General features: G+C 61.3%; 15 protein-coding genes and 1 rRNA gene. 7 read left to right on the forward strand and 9 right to left on the reverse strand.

Features of this window, described 5'->3' with window-relative positions; translation table 11 throughout:
- Positions 1 to 102 (forward strand): 5S ribosomal RNA (gene rrf, locus KZX66_RS16200); the annotation flags it as partial.
- A gap of 230 nt (positions 103 to 332) precedes the next feature.
- On the forward strand, positions 333 to 2,225 hold the full coding sequence (gene mrdA, locus KZX66_RS16205) for a penicillin-binding protein 2 (protein ID WP_248081146.1): 1,893 nt from the start codon (positions 333 to 335) through the stop codon (positions 2,223 to 2,225).
- A gap of 1 nt (position 2,226) precedes the next feature.
- Here mrdA and KZX66_RS16210 read toward each other — a convergent pair whose 3' ends face one another.
- Positions 2,227 to 2,628, reverse strand: a complete 402-nt coding sequence (locus KZX66_RS16210) for a GFA family protein (protein ID WP_248081148.1) — start codon at positions 2,626 to 2,628, stop codon at positions 2,227 to 2,229.
- 98 nt (positions 2,629 to 2,726) lie between these two features.
- Here KZX66_RS16210 and KZX66_RS16215 point away from each other — a divergent pair, with 98 nt between their 5' ends.
- The 4 genes from KZX66_RS16215 to KZX66_RS16230 all read left to right on the forward strand — a co-directional run bounded on the left by KZX66_RS16215 (position 2,727) and on the right by KZX66_RS16230 (position 7,367).
- Positions 2,727 to 3,194: an SRPBCC family protein gene (locus KZX66_RS16215; RefSeq protein ID WP_248081150.1), complete on the forward strand. Its 468-nt coding sequence runs from the start codon at positions 2,727 to 2,729 to the stop codon at positions 3,192 to 3,194.
- A 374-nt stretch (positions 3,195 to 3,568) separates the two neighbouring features.
- Positions 3,569 to 5,926: a DNA polymerase II gene (locus KZX66_RS16220; protein ID WP_248081152.1), complete on the forward strand. Its 2,358-nt coding sequence runs from the start codon at positions 3,569 to 3,571 to the stop codon at positions 5,924 to 5,926.
- A 71-nt stretch (positions 5,927 to 5,997) separates the two neighbouring features.
- Positions 5,998 to 6,630 (forward strand): glutathione S-transferase, encoded by a 633-nt coding sequence (locus tag KZX66_RS16225; protein WP_248081154.1) that lies wholly within the window; start codon positions 5,998 to 6,000, stop codon positions 6,628 to 6,630.
- Between the two features lie 164 nt (positions 6,631 to 6,794).
- Complete coding sequence (locus KZX66_RS16230) at positions 6,795 to 7,367, forward strand: DUF4174 domain-containing protein (RefSeq protein WP_248081156.1); 573 nt, start codon at positions 6,795 to 6,797, stop codon at positions 7,365 to 7,367.
- Positions 7,368 to 7,421: 54 nt separating this feature from the next.
- Here KZX66_RS16230 and KZX66_RS16235 read toward each other — a convergent pair whose 3' ends face one another.
- The 5 genes from KZX66_RS16235 to inhA all read right to left on the reverse strand — a co-directional run bounded on the left by KZX66_RS16235 (position 7,422) and on the right by inhA (position 13,959).
- Positions 7,422 to 8,870, reverse strand: a complete 1,449-nt coding sequence (locus KZX66_RS16235; RefSeq protein WP_248081158.1) for a mannose-1-phosphate guanylyltransferase/mannose-6-phosphate isomerase — start codon at positions 8,868 to 8,870, stop codon at positions 7,422 to 7,424.
- A gap of 190 nt (positions 8,871 to 9,060) precedes the next feature.
- Positions 9,061 to 11,547 (reverse strand): TonB-dependent siderophore receptor, encoded by a 2,487-nt coding sequence (locus KZX66_RS16240; RefSeq protein ID WP_248081160.1) that lies wholly within the window; start codon positions 11,545 to 11,547, stop codon positions 9,061 to 9,063.
- A gap of 104 nt (positions 11,548 to 11,651) precedes the next feature.
- Positions 11,652 to 12,602, reverse strand: coding sequence for a FecR domain-containing protein (locus tag KZX66_RS16245; protein WP_248081162.1), 951 nt, complete (start codon positions 12,600 to 12,602; stop codon positions 11,652 to 11,654).
- On the reverse strand, positions 12,589 to 13,104 hold the full coding sequence (locus tag KZX66_RS16250; RefSeq protein ID WP_248081165.1) for a sigma-70 family RNA polymerase sigma factor: 516 nt from the start codon (positions 13,102 to 13,104) through the stop codon (positions 12,589 to 12,591). The genes KZX66_RS16245 and KZX66_RS16250 overlap by 14 nt, the downstream gene beginning before the upstream one ends.
- 174 nt (positions 13,105 to 13,278) lie before the next feature.
- Positions 13,279 to 13,959: an isonitrile hydratase gene (gene inhA, locus KZX66_RS16255; RefSeq protein ID WP_248081167.1), complete on the reverse strand. Its 681-nt coding sequence runs from the start codon at positions 13,957 to 13,959 to the stop codon at positions 13,279 to 13,281.
- 90 nt (positions 13,960 to 14,049) lie between these two features.
- Here inhA and KZX66_RS16260 point away from each other — a divergent pair, with 90 nt between their 5' ends.
- Entirely contained in the window at positions 14,050 to 15,018 is a 969-nt protein-coding gene (locus tag KZX66_RS16260) for a GlxA family transcriptional regulator (RefSeq protein WP_248081170.1), read from the forward strand.
- Here the strand turns inward: KZX66_RS16260 and KZX66_RS16265 are convergent.
- The 3 genes from KZX66_RS16265 to KZX66_RS16275 all read right to left on the reverse strand — a co-directional run bounded on the left by KZX66_RS16265 (position 14,988) and on the right by KZX66_RS16275 (position 18,616).
- On the reverse strand, positions 14,988 to 15,914 hold the full coding sequence (locus tag KZX66_RS16265) for an alpha/beta hydrolase (RefSeq protein ID WP_248081173.1): 927 nt from the start codon (positions 15,912 to 15,914) through the stop codon (positions 14,988 to 14,990). The genes KZX66_RS16260 and KZX66_RS16265 overlap by 31 nt on opposite strands.
- 82 nt (positions 15,915 to 15,996) lie before the next feature.
- Positions 15,997 to 17,823 carry a glycoside hydrolase family 15 protein gene (locus tag KZX66_RS16270; RefSeq protein WP_248081176.1) on the reverse strand — a complete coding sequence of 609 codons (1,827 nt, stop codon included), beginning with the start codon at positions 17,821 to 17,823 and terminating at the stop codon, positions 15,997 to 15,999.
- Complete coding sequence (locus tag KZX66_RS16275; RefSeq protein WP_248081179.1) at positions 17,816 to 18,616, reverse strand: glucose 1-dehydrogenase; 801 nt, start codon at positions 18,614 to 18,616, stop codon at positions 17,816 to 17,818. The genes KZX66_RS16270 and KZX66_RS16275 overlap by 8 nt, the downstream gene beginning before the upstream one ends.
- Positions 18,617 to 18,757: the final 141 nt, after the last annotated feature.

The following is an 18,757-nucleotide window of genomic DNA, read 5'->3' on the forward strand; positions in this document are numbered from 1 at the left end:
AGCATTGGAACCACCTGATCCCATCCCGAACTCAGCAGTGAAACGATGCATCGCCGATGGTAGTGTGGGGTTTCCCCATGTGAGAGTAGGTCATCGTCAAGATTAAATTCCAGAACCCCTGTTTGCTTACGCAGACAGGGGTTTTGTTTTGGGCGCTCGGAAAGTACGGGGAGAGGTCATTGCTACGATCCCTGATAAAATTCTCAACATGCCGTTGGGGAAATCGATGCAAAGTGTTTCCGCATTTTTGGTATGGTGCAGCACATTTTCACAAGGACTGACTTTTATACGCAGGACGCGGCGTCGACCTTCTTCAAAGAGATGCTGTAGAAATGCCTGAACCTATACCGATCAAGGATCACGAAAAAGAGAATCGCCTGGTCAATAAGCGCCTGTTCGCCTGCGCGTTGTTGGTCATTGGCATTACATGCGCCTTGGTGGGGCGGATGTACTTCCTGCAAGTCGTGCAGTACGACTATCACTCCACGATCTCCGAAAACAATCGTGTCCACGTGCTCCCCATCACCCCGACGCGCGGGCTGATCTACGACCGAAACGGCGTGGTGCTGGCCGACAACCGTCCGAGCTACAACCTGACCATCACCCGCGAGCGCACCACCGATCTTAAGGGTGAGCTGGACGCGATAATAAACCTGCTGCACCTGCCTGCCGAAGACCGGGCTGTGTTCGATAAGGCGCTGAAGCAAGCACGACACCCTTTCGTTCCTGTGACGTTGTTTTACGAGTTGACCGAAGAGCAAATTGCGGTGCTGGCGGTGAACGAATTCCGTTTGCCAGGTGTGGACGTAGAACCACAATTCGTTCGTCATTACCCATTAGGCGCTCACTTCGCGCACTCCATCGGCTACGTAGGACGCATCAACGAGAAAGAATCCAAAGCCCTCGATTCGGTAGAATACCGGGGGACGCAATCGATCGGTAAAACCGGTATCGAGCGTTTCTACGAATCGGAGTTGCACGGCCATGTGGGTTACGAGGAAGTCGAGACCAATGCCCAGGGACGTGTACTGCGAGTGCTCAAGCACACCGATCCCGTCCCCGGTAAGAACATTGTCTTGAGCCTCGACGTCAAACTCCAGGAAGCGGCCGAGGAAGCCCTTGGTGACCGCCGTGGCTCGGTAGTCGCGCTCGATCCGCAGACCGGTGAGGTACTGGCCATGGTCAGTAAACCGAGTTTTGACCCGAACCTCTTTGTCACCGGCATCAGCTTCAAGGAATACGCCGCGCTGCATGATTCTATTGACCGGCCGCTATTCAACCGTGTGCTTCGAGGGTTATACGCGCCGGGCTCGACCATCAAGCCAGAGGTCGCCATCGCCGGTCTCGACAGTGGTGTAGTGACCGCCCAGACACGCGTTTTCGATCCCGGTTACTACCAATTGCCCGACTTCGACCATAAATACCGCAACTGGAACCACAGCGGCGACGGCTGGGTGGATATGGACGCCGCCATCATGCGTTCCAACGACACCTACTTTTACGACTTGGCCCACAAGCTGGGCATCGACCGTCTGCACGACTATCTGGCTGAATTCGGCCTTGGCCAGAAAGTGTCGTTGGATATGTTCGAAGAGTCAGCCGGCTTGATGCCATCTCAAGCCTGGAAGCGCGCTACCCGCCGTCAGCCTTGGTTTCCGGGCGAAACGGTGATCCTCGGTATCGGCCAGGGTTATATGCAAGTAACACCGCTGCAATTGGCGCAGGCCACCGCGCTGATCGCCAACAAAGGTGTATGGAACCGTCCGCACCTGGCCAAGACTATCGATGGCGTGCCGCCGGTGGACGAAAACCCTATGCCTAACGTTGTCCTGAAGGATCCGCGTGACTGGGAGCAGGTCAACCATGGCATGCAATTGGTGATGCACGACCCACGTGGTATCGCCCGTGCGGCGGCGCAAGGTGCGCAATACCGCATCGCAGGCAAGAGCGGTACCGCGCAGGTAGTCGCGATCAAGCAGGGCGAACGCTACAACCGTGAGAAGACCCTGGAGCGCCACCGTGATAACGCCTTGTTCGTCGGCTTCGCTCCTGCGGAACACCCTAAGATTGTAATCTCGGTGATGATCGAAAACGGCGAAGCCGGTGGTCGTGTCGCAGGGCCCGTGGTACGGCAGATCATGGACGCCTGGCTGCTTGACCAGCAAGGCCACCTCAAGCCGCAATACGCAGCACCGGCGAAAGCTCCGGGTGATCCTCACGTCTGATTCAACCCTGCCACTCAGCCCAGCGCTCTACGCCGTCATAGGCAAGCCAGGGCACATCATGCGCGGTCCAGATGTGCGAGGTGGGCCTGACGCTCGGATCATCATCCAGCGTCGCCACTCGCACGATCACATGAGGCTGTTGCCTACGCTCGGCCATCAAGTGTGAGCCGCAGCGCGAGCAGAAATGCCTGAATTTGCCCGGTGAAGATTCAAAGGACGATAGCAACGCTTCACCTTGCGTCCAACGAAAATGCGCGCGCATCACCCCTGCGGTCGCGACAAACGGCGCCGCATGCACTTTGCGGCAACTGCTGCAGTGACAGTGGCTGATAGGCATGTCCAGGCTGTTCACCTGATAGCGCACACCTTTACAGAAGCAACTTCCATTCAGCGGGTCAGTCATAACGTATTGCCGGTTCAAGGATGGTGTCATCATCATTGCTTACAACCTCAGGTTGCGCATTGTTTGATGTCTCCTACTGTCAATGGAGGAGGTGACATATGCACGTATTAGATCGCATAGAGCGCAAGGTTCTGCTTAACGCTTCACGTAAACAGGTGTGGGAAGCACTCACCAACGCCGAGCACTTCGGCCAGTGGTTTGGCATCGCCCTCACGGGCAAGACTTTTAACGCGGGTGATGCCATTACGGCGCCGATTACTTATCCAGGTTACGAACATGTGATCTGGAAGGCCAAGATCGAACGTATCCTGCCGCAAACACTGTTCTCTTTCTGGTGGCATCCGTTCGCGGTAGAGGTGGGGGTGGACTATGACAACGAGACCCCGACCTTGGTGGAATTCACCATTGAGGACCGCGCTCCAGGTATTTTGCTGCGGGTAGTCGAATCCGGGTTTGACAACATACCCTCGGCCAGGCGGCAAAAAGCGTTCAAGATGAACTCCCGTGGCTGGGATGAGCAGATGGGCAATATCGAAAACTATCTGAACAATGCGCGCCGGGCGTGAACCAAAACATGGGCATCGGTGGATATGATCTGACGCGGCATGATGCCGTACAGGCTGTCAGAACTCATGTCACCACCGGTTTATCCTTTGCGGTAACCGGGCTGCGACGTGGCCGCAACGCTCAGGCAGCAGCACAGTGAGTCGGGTACAGAAGGGTAGGGTCGATCCTGACGGCGAACCGTCGATGTGAGGAAAAGGCAACAGACGTTGCACCTCCTCAATCCGCGAACGACTCCAGCGCAAATGATCGCAATTGTTCTTAGCGCCAGGCAAAAAGTTTGTGAACATACGCCCGGCGTGGGCGTTTACCTGCCGTGTTCGAGCAGATGCCGCGTAGAATCAGCACCTGAACGCGATTCTTGAGGTGTGGCACGGTGGATTTACAGCAGGGTTTTGTCCTGACCCGGCATTGGCGCGATACCCCGGCGGGCACGGAGGTCAGTTTCTGGCTGGCCACTGACCAGGGGCCACGGCTTATCCGCCTACCTGTGCAGACTTCGGTAATGTTTATTCCCGAAGCCCATCGCAAGCCTCTCGACTGGCTGCTCAAAGGCGAGCGCGATATAGAATTGCGCCCCCTGCAGTTGTGCGATTTCCATCATCGCCCGGTCCTGGGCCTCTACACCCGCCAGCACCGTCAGTTGATGGACGTGGAAAAGCGCCTGCGTGCGGCCGGTGTCGATGTCTATGAAGCCGACGTACGCCCACCCGAACGCTACATGATGGAGCGCTACATCACCGCCCCGGTCTGGTTCGGCGGCACGCCCGATGCCAACGGCACCCTGTGCGAGGCGCAAATGAAACCCGCGCCCGACTACCGCCCCCCGCTCAAGCTGGTGTCCCTGGACATCGAGACAACCGCCCAGGGCGACCTGTATTCCATCGCCCTCGAAGGCTGCGGCGAGCGTCAGGTGTACATGCTCGGCCCACCGAACAATGCTGGTACGGTGGACTTCAAACTCGACTACTGCGACACCCGCGCGCAACTGCTTGAACGCCTCAACCAATGGCTCGCCACCCATGACCCGGATGCAATCATCGGCTGGAATGTGGTGCAATTCGACCTGCGTGTGCTGCACGAACATGCCCAGCGCCTCAAGGTGCCGCTCATGCTTGGGCGCGGCGAAGAGCCGATGGCCTGGCGTGAACACGGCAGCCGCAACCATTACTTCGCCGCCGCGGCGGGGCGCCTGATTATCGATGGGATCGAAGCGCTGCGTTCGGCCACATGGAGCTTTGAATCCTTCAGCCTGGAAAACGTCGCACAAACCTTGCTGGGCGAAGGCAAGGATATCGCCACGCCGTACCAGCGCATGGATGAAATCAACCGCATGTTCGCCGAGGACAAACCCGCCCTGGCGCGCTACAACCTTAAAGACTGTGAACTCGTCACGCGGATTTTCGAGAAGACCGAACTACTCAAGTTCCTGCTGGAACGGGCCAGCGTCACCGGCCTGCCAGCTGACCGCAGCGGTGGTTCGGTGGCGGCGTTCACACACCTGTACATGCCGTTGATGCACCGCCAGGGTTTCGTCGCGCCCAACCTTGGGGACAAACCGCCCCAAGCCAGTCCCGGTGGGTTTGTCATGGACTCGCGTCCCGGTCTCTACGAGTCAGTGCTGGTACTCGACTACAAAAGCCTTTACCCATCGATCATCCGCAGCTTTCTGATCGACCCCGTTGGCTTGATCGAAGGCCTCAAGCACCCTGACGACAGCGATTCGGTTGAAGGCTTTCGCGGTGCACGTTTTTCGCGCACGCGACACTGTCTGCCATCCATCGTTGCGCGGGTGTCCGAAGGCCGTGAAGTGGCCAAGCGCGAACATAACGCGCCGCTGTCCCAAGCCCTTAAGATCATCATGAACGCGTTCTACGGTGTGCTCGGCTCCAGCGGTTGCCGGTTTTTCGATACGCGGCTGGCCTCTTCGATCACCATGCGTGGTCACCAGATCATGCGCCAGACCCGCGAACTGGTCGAAGCCCAGGGCTATGAAGTGATCTATGGCGACACCGACTCCACGTTCGTCTGGCTCGGCAATGCCCATTCCCAGGAAGACGCGAGCCGCATCGGCCAAGCCTTGGTGCGGCACGTCAACGACTGGTGGCGTGAGCATCTGCACACGGCGTTCGGCCTGAAGAGTGCCCTGGAGTTGCAATACGAAACCCACTTTACGCGCTTTCTCATGCCCACCATCCGCGGGGCGGAGGAGGGCAGCAAGAAGCGCTACGCAGGCTTGGTCACCCGTAGCGATGGCAGTGAAGACATAGTCTACAAGGGCCTGGAAACCGTGCGCAGCGACTGGTCGCCACTGGCGCGGCGCTTCCAGCAGGAACTCTACCAGCGCATCTTTCACCGCCAACCCCATCAAGACTACATCCGCGACTATGTGCGTCGTACCCTGAGCGGCGAATTCGACGAATTGCTGATCTACCGTAAGCGCCTGCGCCGGCAACTGGATGACTATGAACGCAACGTGCCGCCCCATGTGCGTGCTGCGCGCCTGGCCGATGCGTACAACGACCGCCTGGGGCGCCCGCGCCAGTATCAGCGCGGAGGCTGGATCAGCTACGTGATCAGCCTCAACGGCCCGGAGCCCTTGGAAATACGGCAAGCCCCTATCGACTACGACCACTACGTCACCCGGCAATTACAGCCGGTGGCCGACGCGATTTTGCCGTTCGTGAACGATGACTTCAGCACGCTGGTCGGCGGGCAAATGGGCTTGTTTTAGCGCACTTGCGTCGCTGTGCTCAGGCACTGCATTGTGGTGGTCCGAGGATGATTACCGACGAGGGTAACCGCATGTTCACACTCTATGGCATCGACGAATCCGGCTCGTGCATGATCGAAATCGCCCTGCAGCGCTGTGGGGTGCAATGGGGTCGGGTGGACGCCGCTTCCTGGGCCGAAGGCGAGGGCAGCGACGCGCTGGCACGTATCAACCCGCTCAAACAGGTGCCTACCCTGGTGACCCCGGATGGGCAGGTGCTGACGGAAAGCGCGGCGATCCTGGTCCACCTGGGCCTGGAGTTTCCGGCCAGCGAGTTATTGAGTGGCAACCGTGGTCAGATCCTGCGCGGCCTGGTGTACATCGCCGCCAATTGCTACTCGGCGATCGGCATCATCGACTACCCGCAACGCTGGCTGGGCGACGTCAACGAAGCACTACAGACACAATTGGTCAATGGCACCCGCCGCTACCTGCACCAGGCCTGGGTGGTGTTCGCCGATCAGTTCGCCGAACAATTATTTGCACCCAGTGGCCAGCCCAATGCACTGGGCGTCATGGCGGCAGCGGTGTCGCGCTGGGACGATGCTCGGAAGGCATTGAGCTCCCTGGCGCCAAGTTTTGCCCAGACGCTGGCGCGGGTGGATGCCGACCCCATTGTGGCGCCGGTGTTTGCGCGACATTGGCCGCAGTGGGAGGTCTCATGATGTTTCCGCAATCTGAGGAAACAATCACCGATGTGCCCCTCAACCCCTTGCGTAGCGGGTGTCCTGACCTACGCTTTCTTAAAGTTGTGTAGGAATCATCCTTGAATTTGGCTGTCGCAGACATGAAACTCAAGAACCCTGCATGGAATTCAAAGGAGGTGCGCATGCTCATCCGGTCGCTGACCCTGGCTACCTTGATGGCTTTTACGGGGCCGCTGTTGGCTGCTGATGATAATCCGCTCAAGCAGGACCTGGGCAAAGCCCGTCCGCTGGTGGTGGTTGAACTCGATGCCGGTAACCCGACGTTGGCGACGCTCAAGAAACAGCTGGAAGAGCCCGCCACCAAGCAGTCCTTCGAAGAGCGCAGCATGGTGTTCTACACCGTGAAATTCGGCAGTATCGGTGCCGAAGGCGAGAAGTTCGCCAAGGACCCCAAAGACAGCAAAAAACTCACGCCCCCGGAAACCAATGCGCTGATTCGTGCGCTCAAGCTCGGCGCCGGCAGCGGTACGAAAGCGATCCTGATCGGCAAGGACGGCGAGAAGAAACTTGAGAAGACTGTGCCCCCGGACAGCCTCGACCTGAAAGAGTTTTTCAGCACCATCGACCAGATGCCTATGGCCGAAAAAGAAGCCGCAGCCGCAGCCGAGCCGGAACCCGCTCCACCCGCGCCGGTCAAGGGCGCCAACCCCGTCAAGCCTGGCAGCAAAGCCGCCCCGCAACCGCTGGATGATTGAAATAGCGCCACCGCCAGGAAGACTTCGCTCACCCTGCTGCGAATGCCCGGGTACTCAGCCAGGTGCGCGGCCGTAGACGTCATCGAAGCGCACGATGTCGTCTTCGCCCAGGTACTCGCCGCTCTGCACCTCGATCATCACCAGGTCGATGATGCCTGGGTTGGTCAACCGATGCTTGTGGCCTGCCGGAATGTAGGTGGACTCGTTGGCGTTGATTAAAAACTCTCGCTCGCCGTTGGTGATCTGCGCCGCGCCGCTTACCACCACCCAGTGTTCGCTGCGGTGGTGATGCATCTGCAGCGACAACGACGCCATGGGCTTGACCACGATGCGCTTGATCTTGAAGTGGCTGCTTTCCTCCAGCACGGTGTAGGTGCCCCACGGCCGCGTGACGGTGCGGTGCAGCCTGTACGCCGGATGGTTCTGGCGCTTGAGTTCGGCGACGATGAAGCGCACATCCTGGCTGCGATGGGCGTCGGCGATCAGCAGCGCGTCGGGGGTGTCGACGATGATCAGGTCACGCACGCCTACGGCGCCCAGCACACGCCTGGGTGAGTCGATGTAGCAGTTGTGTACATCGTGCAAAATCGCTTCGCCGTTGACCTGATTGCCATGTGCGTCGCTGGGCGTGAGTTGGCGCAGGGCTTCCCACGAGCCGATATCGCTCCAGCCTATATCACAGGGCACCACTGCCACCCGGCTGGACTTTTCCATCAGTGCCACATCGATGGATATGTCCGGCGCGCGGCCGAAGGCGTCCGCGTCCAGCTCTCGTTGGCGCGAGGTATCGTTCTGCAGGCTTTGGCTGCGGCTGAGCGAGGCGCGGCCGGCTTCAAGTACGTCGGGTGCGTGGGCGGCGAGCTCGTCCACCAGCGTGCTGGCCTTGAAGCAGAACATGCCGGCGTTCCACAGGTGCTTGCCGCCGTCGAGATAGCCTTGGGCGGTGGCCAGGTCGGGCTTCTCGACGAAGCGTTTGACCCGGTGGCCATGGCTCAGCTGTTCACCTTGTTCGATGTAGCCGAAGCCTGTTTCCGGATGATCGGGCTGGATGCCGAAGGTCACCAGGTAGCCTGCATCGGCCAAGTCGCGTGCCTGACTGACGGCCTCGGCAAATGCCATCTCATTGAGGATCAAATGGTCGGCGGGCATCACCAGCAACTGCGCATCGTCGCCGAAGTGTTCCTGCACATGCAGCGCCGCCACGGCGATGGCCGCTGCGGTGTTGCGGCCGAAGGGTTCGAGCAGCAAGTCCAGATGCAGCCTGGACGTGTTGACGCCGCGGTAGTCGTCGAGGGTGCTAAACAACAGGTCGCGGTTGGTCACCGTGAGCACGGAGTGTACCCCCGGCAGTTTGGCGGCGCGCTGGAAGGTCTTCTGCAGGAGGCTTTGGCCGTCACGCATGCGCATGAAGGGCTTGGGCATGTTCTGGCGCGACACTGGCCACAGCCGCGTGCCCGAACCACCGGAAATGATGCAGGGAATCAATCCGCTGAGGGTGTTCATCAATAGACTTCCTTGGTGGACAGGACGGCCGTGACCGTTATAAAGGCGATGTACAAGTCAAACCGCACACTTGGAGATGCACGCCAGGTCGTATTCGACACGTTCTGGGTCAAAAGACGGTAGCAAGGGCCGGCACAAGAGGTATGGCAGGGCGTATCAAGTGCCCCGCCACAACCGGGGAGGTGTGGGTTTAGAAGTTGCCTTTCAAACTCACGGTAAAGTTGCGCGGCTCGCCATAAAAGTTGCCCCAGGAAGCAGTGCCGACGGTGCTGTAGTAGGTTTTATCAAACAGGTTATTGCCGTTCAACGCCACGGTCCACGTGTCGTCTATGCGATACGCCACGCGTGCGTTCCACGTCGCGTAACCGGGCTGTTCAAGCTTGATGGTTTGTACGCGGTAATTGCCGCTCTGGGCGTTGACGCCGGTGCCCGCGCTCCATTTCGACAACGCGCCGTCGAGTTGATAATCACCCCACAGACGCAGCATGTGGCGGGGCACATAGGTGTTGGAAACACCGCCTTCCTTTGCCACATCGATGGTGCTCAGTGACTTGGTCTGGGTGTAGGTGTAGCCGCCGAACAGTTGCAGGCGCTCGAGCAGTTCACCACTGACTTCGGCTTCCACCCCCTGGGCGCGCACCTTGCCTTTGCCGGTGTAGCAATAGCCATCGGCGGAGGTCGCGCATTGGGTGGTGTAGTCGGATTCGGCGCCATTTTTCTCGACGGAGCGGAACAGGGCCAGGGAGCTGTTTAGGCGCCCATCGAACCATTCGCCCTTGATGCCCAGCTCATAGTTGTCACCGATTTTCGGCTTGAGCGCGGCGCCGTCGACGGTGGCGTAGGAGCTTTGTGGCTGGAAGATATCCGCATAGCTGGCGTACACCGACAGGTGCTCGTCGAGGTCATAGATCAGCGCGGCAAACGGCGTGACCTCGCCGGTTTCCCTGGTGCGTGCGTCCTGCACCGCCCATTCGCCCCAGGCCAGATTATTGGACTGGCGACGGTTCTCATACCAGCTCACGCGGCTGCCCACGATCAGCATCAACGGTTCCGCCAGGCGCAGGCGCAAGGTGGCATAGGTGCCGTATTGGGTGGCGGTTTCCTTGACCGTGCCGCCGCGGTACATGTTCGGCCAGAAGCTGCTGTTGGCCGGTTCCGGGAAGTGGTGGTTGGGGTTATAGATGCTCTGGCGCAAGGCAAGACTCTGGATCGCGTACACGTCGTCCTGGGTACCCCGGCTGCCGTTGGCGCCAAGAATCAGCTCGTGTTCCAGGCCGAAGGCTTGGAACTTGCCGTCGACGTAGGCGTCCAGGCCGAAGTCCTTGTGGTCGTAGTCCATCAATGCAGCGTAGGAGCCGGCCGTGGGTGCCGGGTTGCCGTAGGCAATGGTGCCTTCGCTGGCGGCGTACTTGGTGTCTTGCAGGTTGCGGCTGTGCACGGCCGCCACCTTGAGTTTCCAGTCATCGTTGAACTGATGGGTGAGGTCGGCGAAGAACGTGGCGCGACGGCTTTGCCAGTCGTTCCAGGACTGGCCCAGGCAGGTGGAGCGGCTGAGGTTGGCGCTTTTGCCGTCGGCGTAGCGCGGCAGACCGCCCCAGCACGGGGTGGCGTCCACATCTTCGTAGCTGGCACCGATGCCCAGGGTGGTCTCGGGGCTCAGGTCAATGTCCAGCGCGCCGTAGAACGCCTGGTCCTGACGCTTTTGGATGTCCATGTAGGAACCGCGATGCTGCTGGCTGATCGCCGCGCGTCCGCGCACCGTGCCGCTGTCATTGAGCGGGCCACCGGTGTCGACGTCGGCGCGGTAGTTGTCCCAGGTCCCGGCGGACAGTGAAAGGCTGGTGGTGGGCTTGGCCTGGGGCCGCTTGCGCACGAAGTTCACCGCGCCGCTGGCGGTGCCCGCGCCCTTGAGCATCCCGGCGGCGCCTTTGAGCACTTCGACGCGGTCGTAGATCGCCATGTTGGCGCTGAAACTGTCGGCTTGAACGTAGTCCTTGCCCATGTCCAGCGGCACACCGTCGTACTGGTACTGGCCGAGCATCTTGAACCCACGGGAATAGAAATACTTGCCGCCCATGGGCGATGCGTAGGTGGTGATACCAGGTGTGCGCTCCATTACGTCGTCGATGGTGGTGAGCTGCTGGTCGTCCATCAATTGGCGGGTGATCACGCTGACCGATTGCGGCGTCTCTCGCAGGCTGTGTTCACCTTTGCCGATGGTTACCGCGCCGGTGGTGTAGGAACCGGTGCCGTCGGTGGTGGCGCCCAGGCGTTCGCCGGTGACCATCGTCGCGCCCAGGTTCAGTGCACCGGTATCGGCCGCTTGCGGTAACAGCAGCCAGGTGCTGTTGCCCTTACGCTGGGCTTGCAGGCCCTGGCCACGCAGCAGTTGGCCAAGGGCCTGTTCGCGGTCGAAGCGGCCGCTCAGGCCTGGGCTGATCTTGCCCGCGACACTGGTGGCGTCGTACGACAGGCTGATGCCGGCCTGGCGGGCGAACTGGTCCAGTGCATGGGCGAGGGCGCCGGCGGCGATGTTCCAGTCGTGGGCCTGGGTATCGCTGGCCGTGTTGTCAGCCAGCACGACCGTCGGCGCGGCCGCGCCACTGAGGCAGGCACCGAGCACCGCGGCCTGTACCGCGCGCTTGAAGGGGGAACGTTGGGAGGGGAACGCTTGCATGACCGCGGGATGCTCCTGAAGGAAGTGAACAGAACTGGCCTGTTGATCGGCCTTTCCTTACAGGTCGAACGGCAATGCGAATTCACCTCATTTATTTTTCGCGTTCATACGCGTGCTGAAACGCTCACCCAATAACGGCTGCGGTACGTCACATCAAGCTTCAGGGATTGCGCCACCAGGGTGAGCACTTGATCAGTGTCGTCCAACTGATAAGTGCCCGATACGCGTAACCCGGCCACCGCTTCGCTGCAGCGCAGCACGCCATTGCGATAACGGCTCAGCTCGGCGAGGAAGTCATCCAGACGCATGTTTTGCGCGCTGATCACCCCGTCGCTCCAGGCCCAGGGGTCCAGGCCATTGGCGGCGGGAGGGCGGATGCCGTTGCGGTCGAACACCACCTGCTCGCCTGGATTGATCACCTGACGCGCGCCGGCGTCTGGGCGATCGGCAAACAGCGCCACACGGCCCTGTTGCACGGCCAGTAACGTGCCCTGGGCGTCTTCGCGCACCAGAAAGCGCGTGTCGAGGCCGTGCAGGTAACCGTCACGCGTCTTGACCCAGAAAGGCCTGCGGTCGGCACCGGTATTCACCAGGATTTCACCCTGGCGCAGTTGCACCAGGCGTCGCTCCTGATTGAACGCGGTATCGAGGGCGGTGGCGCTGTTGAGCTGGACCGTGCTGCCGTCGTTCAACGTCACCAGACGCCGTTCACCGGTGACGGTACGGTAATCGGCCATCAGGGCCGGCAGCGGCGTGTAGTCGCGGCCGAGCCAGGTCAAGCCCGCCGCACCGGCCACCAGCCCCAACAATTTCAAGCCTTCACGACGGCTGATGCGTTGACGCGCACCGCGCAGGGTATGGCGCCCGACCTGCGCCGGCAGTTGGCTGAAATCATCGTTCATCGTCGCCACCCGCTGCCACACCTGCTCGTGTTCGGCGCTGGTGTGCAACCAACGGTCGAATGCTGCAGTGCTGGCGTCGTCGGCGACATTGAAGCGCAGAGTGATCATCCACTGGATTGCCTGGTCCACCAGGCGCGGATCAAAGTTCGACATAGCGCAACCGATAGCAAGCATGAAGTGCCTTGGACAGGTCACGTTCTACCGTCGCCTTGGACACATCCAGGCGCTCGGCGATCTGCGCGCAGGTCAGGCCGTCCAGTTGTGCGAGCAGGAACGCCTCCCGCACGCGCGGCTTGAGCTGGTCGAGCAGGCGGTCGATACGTTCCAGGCTGTCGAGGATCAGCCGCCGCGTTTCTTCCGACGGCACCTCGATTTCAGGAAAATGCGCGAGGCTTTCGAGATAGGCGCGTTCCAGTTCCCGACGCCGGTAGTGGTCAATCATGAGGCTGCGCGCGATGGTGCTCAGGTAGGCACGTGGCTGCTGCAAGGTCTGCTGCTTGCGCGCATTGAGCAGGCGCACGAAGGTTTCCTGGGCCAGGTCGGCGGCATGTTCACGGCAACCGGTGCGGCGGTTCAACCAACTGCGCAGCCAGGCGTGATGGGCATGGTACAGCTGGCCGATAGCGGCATGGTCCAGTGGGGGATCGCTCGACATGGGCATCCTGGCGCAGCAGTCTTAATTGATAATGTTTCGCATTCTAGTCGCTGCGCAGGGTGGGGGCCAGCATCATTTTTGGGGTGCGTGGGGAGATCATGTTGCGCCGCGACGGGCCAGGGGAGGGGGCGTGTGGCGAGCCCGCTCGCCACAGCTACAGTCACATCGGTTGCATCAGCCCAGGCGCGCAGCCGCCCGTGCGGTGATTTCACCGCGCACCTTGCGCGATTCCACCGTGCGTTTTTTCGCCTCTTCCAGCACATGCGCGGGCGCCGTCTGCGGGCTGCCCGCGTCAAACGGCGGCGCCGGTGCGTATTCGATCTGCAACTGCACCAACTGCGCCGCCGCTTCGCTGTACAGCTCTGCCGCCAGCACCAGGGCGAAATCAATGCCTGCGGTGATCCCGCCGCCGGTAAACAGGTTGCCGTCACGTACCACGCGCTCCTGCACCGGGATGGCGCCGAGCGGCGCGAGCATGTCGTGATAAGCCCAGTGGGTGGTGGCCTTGCGGCCGCGCAACAAACCTGCGGCGCCGAGCACCAGCGAGCCGGTGCACACCGACGTCACATAGCGCGCGGTCTGGGCCTGGGCTTTGAGAAAGTCGAGGGTGTGCGGGTCTTCCATCAACGCACCCACCCCGGAACCGCCGGGCACGCAAAGCACATCCAGGTTCGGGCAGTCGGCATAAGTCGTGGTTGGGGTGAACACCAGACCGGTGCTGGAGGTGACGGGCGCCAGGTCTTTCCACACCAGGTGCAACTTCACATCCGGCAGCGAACCCAGCACGTCATAAGGGCCGGTCAGGTCCAGTTGCTGGATGCCGGGAAACAACACAAAGCCGATCTGCAAGGTCATCAATGACGCTCCAATAAAGGGGTGGACGGCACCACTCTAGAGGCCTAGTCTTTGGCGAATACGCCATTGAACCCACCAATCACGCCAACCATGTCCAAAATCGTCCACGTCCTTGCTTTCGATAATGCTCAAGTGCTCGATGTGACCGGGCCGCTGCAGGTGTTCGCCTCCGCCAACGACCTGGCCCGCCAGCGCGGCCAGCCATTGCCGTACGCGGTCTCGGTGATTGCGGCGCAAACGGAACCGGTGATGACCTCCGCCGGCCTGGCGCTGGTGGCCGAGCCTTTGCCCGCCGCCGATGCGCCGTGCGACACCCTGGTGATTGCCGGCGGCTGGGGCGTTTACGGCGCCGCCGAAGACCTGGCGCTGGTGGACTGGGTACGCGAAAAAGCCCGGCACACCCGGCGCATGACCTCAGTGTGTACCGGCGCATTCCTGCTGGCCGCCAGCGGCATGCTCGACGGCTGCCGCGTGGCTACTCACTGGACGCGCTGTGAAGAACTGGCGCGCAAGTTTCCCGCGCTGACGGTGGAGTCCAACCCGATCTTTATCCAGCAAGGCGCCGTGTGGACGTCGGCCGGGGTCACTGCGGGCATCGACCTGTGTCTGGCCCTGGTGGAGCAAGACCTGGGCGGCGCGGTGGCGTTGGAAGTGGCGCGGCACCTGGTGGTGTTTCTCAAGCGCCCTGGTGGCCAGTCGCAGTTCAGCGTCACGTTGTCCCTGCAAAAAGGGGACAGCCGCTTCGCTGAACTTCACGCCTGGATCGCCGAACACCTCAGCCTGGACCTGAACATTTCGACCCTGGCGGCCCAGGTCGGCATGAGTGAGCGCAGTTTCGTGCGCCACTACCGCGCTGAAACCGGCCAGACCCCGGCCCGCGCCGTCGAACTGATCCGCGTCGAGACCGCGCGCCGGCAGTTGGCGCACAGCAACACGTCGATCAAACGCATCGCCGTGCAGTGTGGCTTTGGCTGTGAAGAAACCCTGCGGCGCAGCTTCCTGCGGGCTTTGGCGGTGACGCCCCAGGCTTACCGTGAACGCTTTTCGCCAGTGTCATAGGCGAGCAATTCCAACAGTGCCTCAAGGGTGGCGCCGGGCGCCTCCTGAGGAATATTGTGGCCCACGCCGGGCAACACCTGACGCCGGTAGAAGCCGCTGAAGTGCTGCACATCCTCGTCCACTTCCGACGGCGGACCGACGCCATCATCGGCACCGCACAACGAAATGCTGGGTACCGAGATCAGCGGTTGCTCAGCGAGTTTCTCCTCGATGAACTCAAGTGCCGGGTCGCCGGGCGCATACATGAAGCGATGGCGATAAGAGTGAATCACCACCTCGACGAAATCCGGGTTATCGAACGACGGCGCCGTGTGCGCATACAGCCCAGGCCCCGCGGCCCACGACGGCGACCACAACGACCACAGCAGCTTGCATAACCCGCGACGGTTGGCGGTCAAACCCTCCACGCCGCGCGGGGTATGGAAGTAATACTGGTACCACAGGCGGTGTTCCGTCTCCGGCGCGCGCGGGGCGGGCGACTTTGAGATGTCCTGGATGTTGTAGCCGTCGCCTGTCACCAACCCACGGACTCGTTGCGGCCACAGCGCCGCGACGATACACGCGGCGCGTCCACCCCAGTCATACCCCGCCAGCATGGCGCGCGGGATAGACAGCGCATCCATGAACTCGAGCAGATCCTGCGCCAGCGCCGCCTGTTGCCCGGAACGCATCACCTGATCGTTGATAAAGCGTGTCGGGCCGTACCCGCGCAAGTAGGGCACCAGCACCCGGTAACCACGCTCGGCGAGCACCGGCGCAATCGCGTCATAGCCGCGCGGGTCATAAGGGAACCCATGCAGCAGAATCACCGGCTCGCCGTCGGCAGGGCCATGGGCTTCGTAGGCGATGTCGAGCATCGACGTGCGCACGTAATGCAGCGAGGGAGCGGTGATCATGAGGGGCGCCTGTCGGTTGGCCAGAAGAATAAACACTCTAGCTCAACATCACGCGGCATCGGTTTTCTAACGGGCGTTCGTCTCAAGGTTGCCATACGGTCTTCTCCCCACTCAACTTGCGGTCCAGAAACGTCGCCGCACTGATCAGTGCCAAATGGCTCAACGCCTGGGGCGTGTTGCCCAGGTGCCGCGCCTGGCTGTCGAACTCTTCGGCGTACAGCCCCAGCGGGTTGGCGTAGCGCAGCAATTGCTCGAATTCCAGGTGGGCTTTCTCCACTTGGCCGGCGCGGGCCAGGCATTCGACGTACCAGAACGAGCAGGCGGTGAACGCGCCTTCGGTGCCTTGCAGTCCGTCGATCCGGCTGTCGTCGTTGCGGTAGCGGTACACCATGCCGTCGCGCACCAGGCTTTTCTGGATCGCTTCCAGCGTACTCAGCCAGCGCGGATCGGTGGCCGCGACGAAGCGCACCAGCGGCATCAACAGCATCGAACCGTCGAGGGCGGTGCTGCCGATGTGTTGCACAAAGTGCCCGCGCTCTTCGTTCCAGAAGTTGCTCCAGATGTCGGCGTAAATCGCCTGGCGTGTCTGGTCCCAGCGCGCGAAAGGCGCCGGCAGCGAGCGCTTGGAGGCCAGGCGGATCGCGCGGTCCAACGCCACCCAGCACATCAGCCGCGAATGCAGGAAGTGGTGCTGCTCGCCGCGCATTTCCCAGATGCCCACGTCTTTGCTGTTCCACACTTCACACACTTGATCGACCACTTCCACCGTGTGTTTCCAGCCCTCGTGGGAGATGGCTTCGCCGTACTTGTTGACCAGATACACCGCGTCCATCAACTCGCCGTAGATATCCAGCTGGACCTGGTCGACCGCTTCGTTGCCGATGCGCACCGGCCTGGCACCGCCGTGGCCGCTCAGGTGATCCAGGTGGATTTCGGGCAGTTCCTGACGGCCGTCAATACCGTAGAGGATATTGATCTTGAGCGATTGACCGCAGCAGTCGCTGACCCGGCCCCTGAGCCAACGCATATAAGCGTTGGCTTCTTCGACAAAACCCAGGCGCATGAACGCATAGACCGTAAACGAGGCGTCGCGGATCCAGGTGTAGCGGTAGTCCCAGTTGCGTTCACCGCCGGGTGATTCCGGCAGGCCGAAAGTGGCGGCGGCGATAATCGCGCCGTGTTTGCGCGAGGTCAGCAGCTTGAGCGCCAGGGCCGAGCGGTTGACCATTTCGCGCCAGCGCCCGCGGTAATTCGATTGGGCGATCCAGCCGCGCCAGAACTGCAACGTATGGGCCAGCGGCAGGTCGGTGCCGTTGCTGTCGACGCGCGCATCGTCCTGGCCACCGAGGACGAATTCGGCGCCTTGATCCTGGGTGAGGGTGAAATGGGCCACCGCGGCAGCGTCTTCAATCTGCAGCGGGTGGCTGCCAGAGAGACGCAGGCCGGGATGACCTTCGGCGTTGAAGCACACCGCGCCGTGATCGACGCTGGCGTGGGTGGCGGCACGCGCGTAGTCATGGCGCACCGCACAACGCAGGTGAAAGTCGGCCGTGCCGCTGACCACGCGCACGCGGCGGATCAACAAGGGCAGGTCATCTGGGGACTCACTGATGGTCAACAGGTCGGTGATTTCCACCACCGCTTCATCGCTCAGCCAGCGGGTTTGCAGCACGTTGGTGTCGGGCAGGTAGATCTGTTCGCGGCGCGCGTTGGGCAGGTTGGGGGTGAGCTGGAAAGTGCCGGCGTCCGGCGTATCCAGCAGTGCGCAAAAAATCGATGGGCTGTCGAATTCCGGCCAGCACAAAAAGTCGATGCTGCCTTTATCGTTCACCAGGGCCGCTGTGCGCATATCACCGATGATGCCGTGCGCATCGATGGCGCTTTGGGGTTCGTTTTTCAAATCAACCATTGTCACGAAACTCCGGATAAAGGCTCATGCCGCCATCGATGAACAAGGTGCTGCCGACCACATAGTCGGACGCATCACTGGCCAGCCAGACCACCGCGTTGGCGACGTCTTCCACGTCGCCGACGCGGCCATAGGGAATCAATTTCAGCAATTGCTGTTCGGCCGCTCCCTCGGTGGCGGCACGGTTGATCGCCGTACGAATCGCCCCCGGTGCAATGCCATTGATGCGGATTCGCTGCGCGCTGACTTCCTGGGCGAGGGTGCGCATCAGCATCTCCACACCGCCCTTTGATGCGGCGTAGTTCACGTGGCCGGCCCAGGGGATGACTTGATGCACCGAACTCATGTGGATGATCTTGCCGGCGGCCCGTGACACGCCTTCGCGCACGCCCTGGCGCGTGAAGATGCGCACTGCGGCCCGGGCGCACAGGAATTGGCCGGTGAGGTTGACGCCGATCACGCTGTTCCAGTCGTCGAGGCTCATGTCGACCACGGCGGCATCCTTTTGCAGGCCGGAGTTGGCCACCAGAATATCCAGGTGCCCGAACGCCTCCAGCGTCTGAGCGAACAGCCGCTCGACATCGGCCTCTTGGGACACGTCCGCGCCAATCGCGATGGCCCGGCCACCGTTGGCATTGATCTGCGCCGCCAACGCCTCGGCCGGTGCCGCCTGGCGGTTGTAATTCAGCACCACGGCCGCACCGGCTTGCGCCAGGGCCTTGGCCGCGCCGGCACCGATGCCGGAACTGGCGCCCGTCACCAGTGCCACTTGTTGCTCCAACGAGATATGCATTGCCCACCCGACCTTGAAATTCGTGAGTTCACGTCAGCTGACTGACTGTGAGCAAGGGAAGTTCAGCCGTGTGATTTTGACGACTACAACCATGGTGATAAATGGAATAACAGAACTATAAAAAATAACCATAAGATACTA

This window comes from Pseudomonas sp. EYE_354, from assembly GCF_023148575.1.
Taxonomy (GTDB): Bacteria; Pseudomonadota; Gammaproteobacteria; order Pseudomonadales; family Pseudomonadaceae; genus Aquipseudomonas.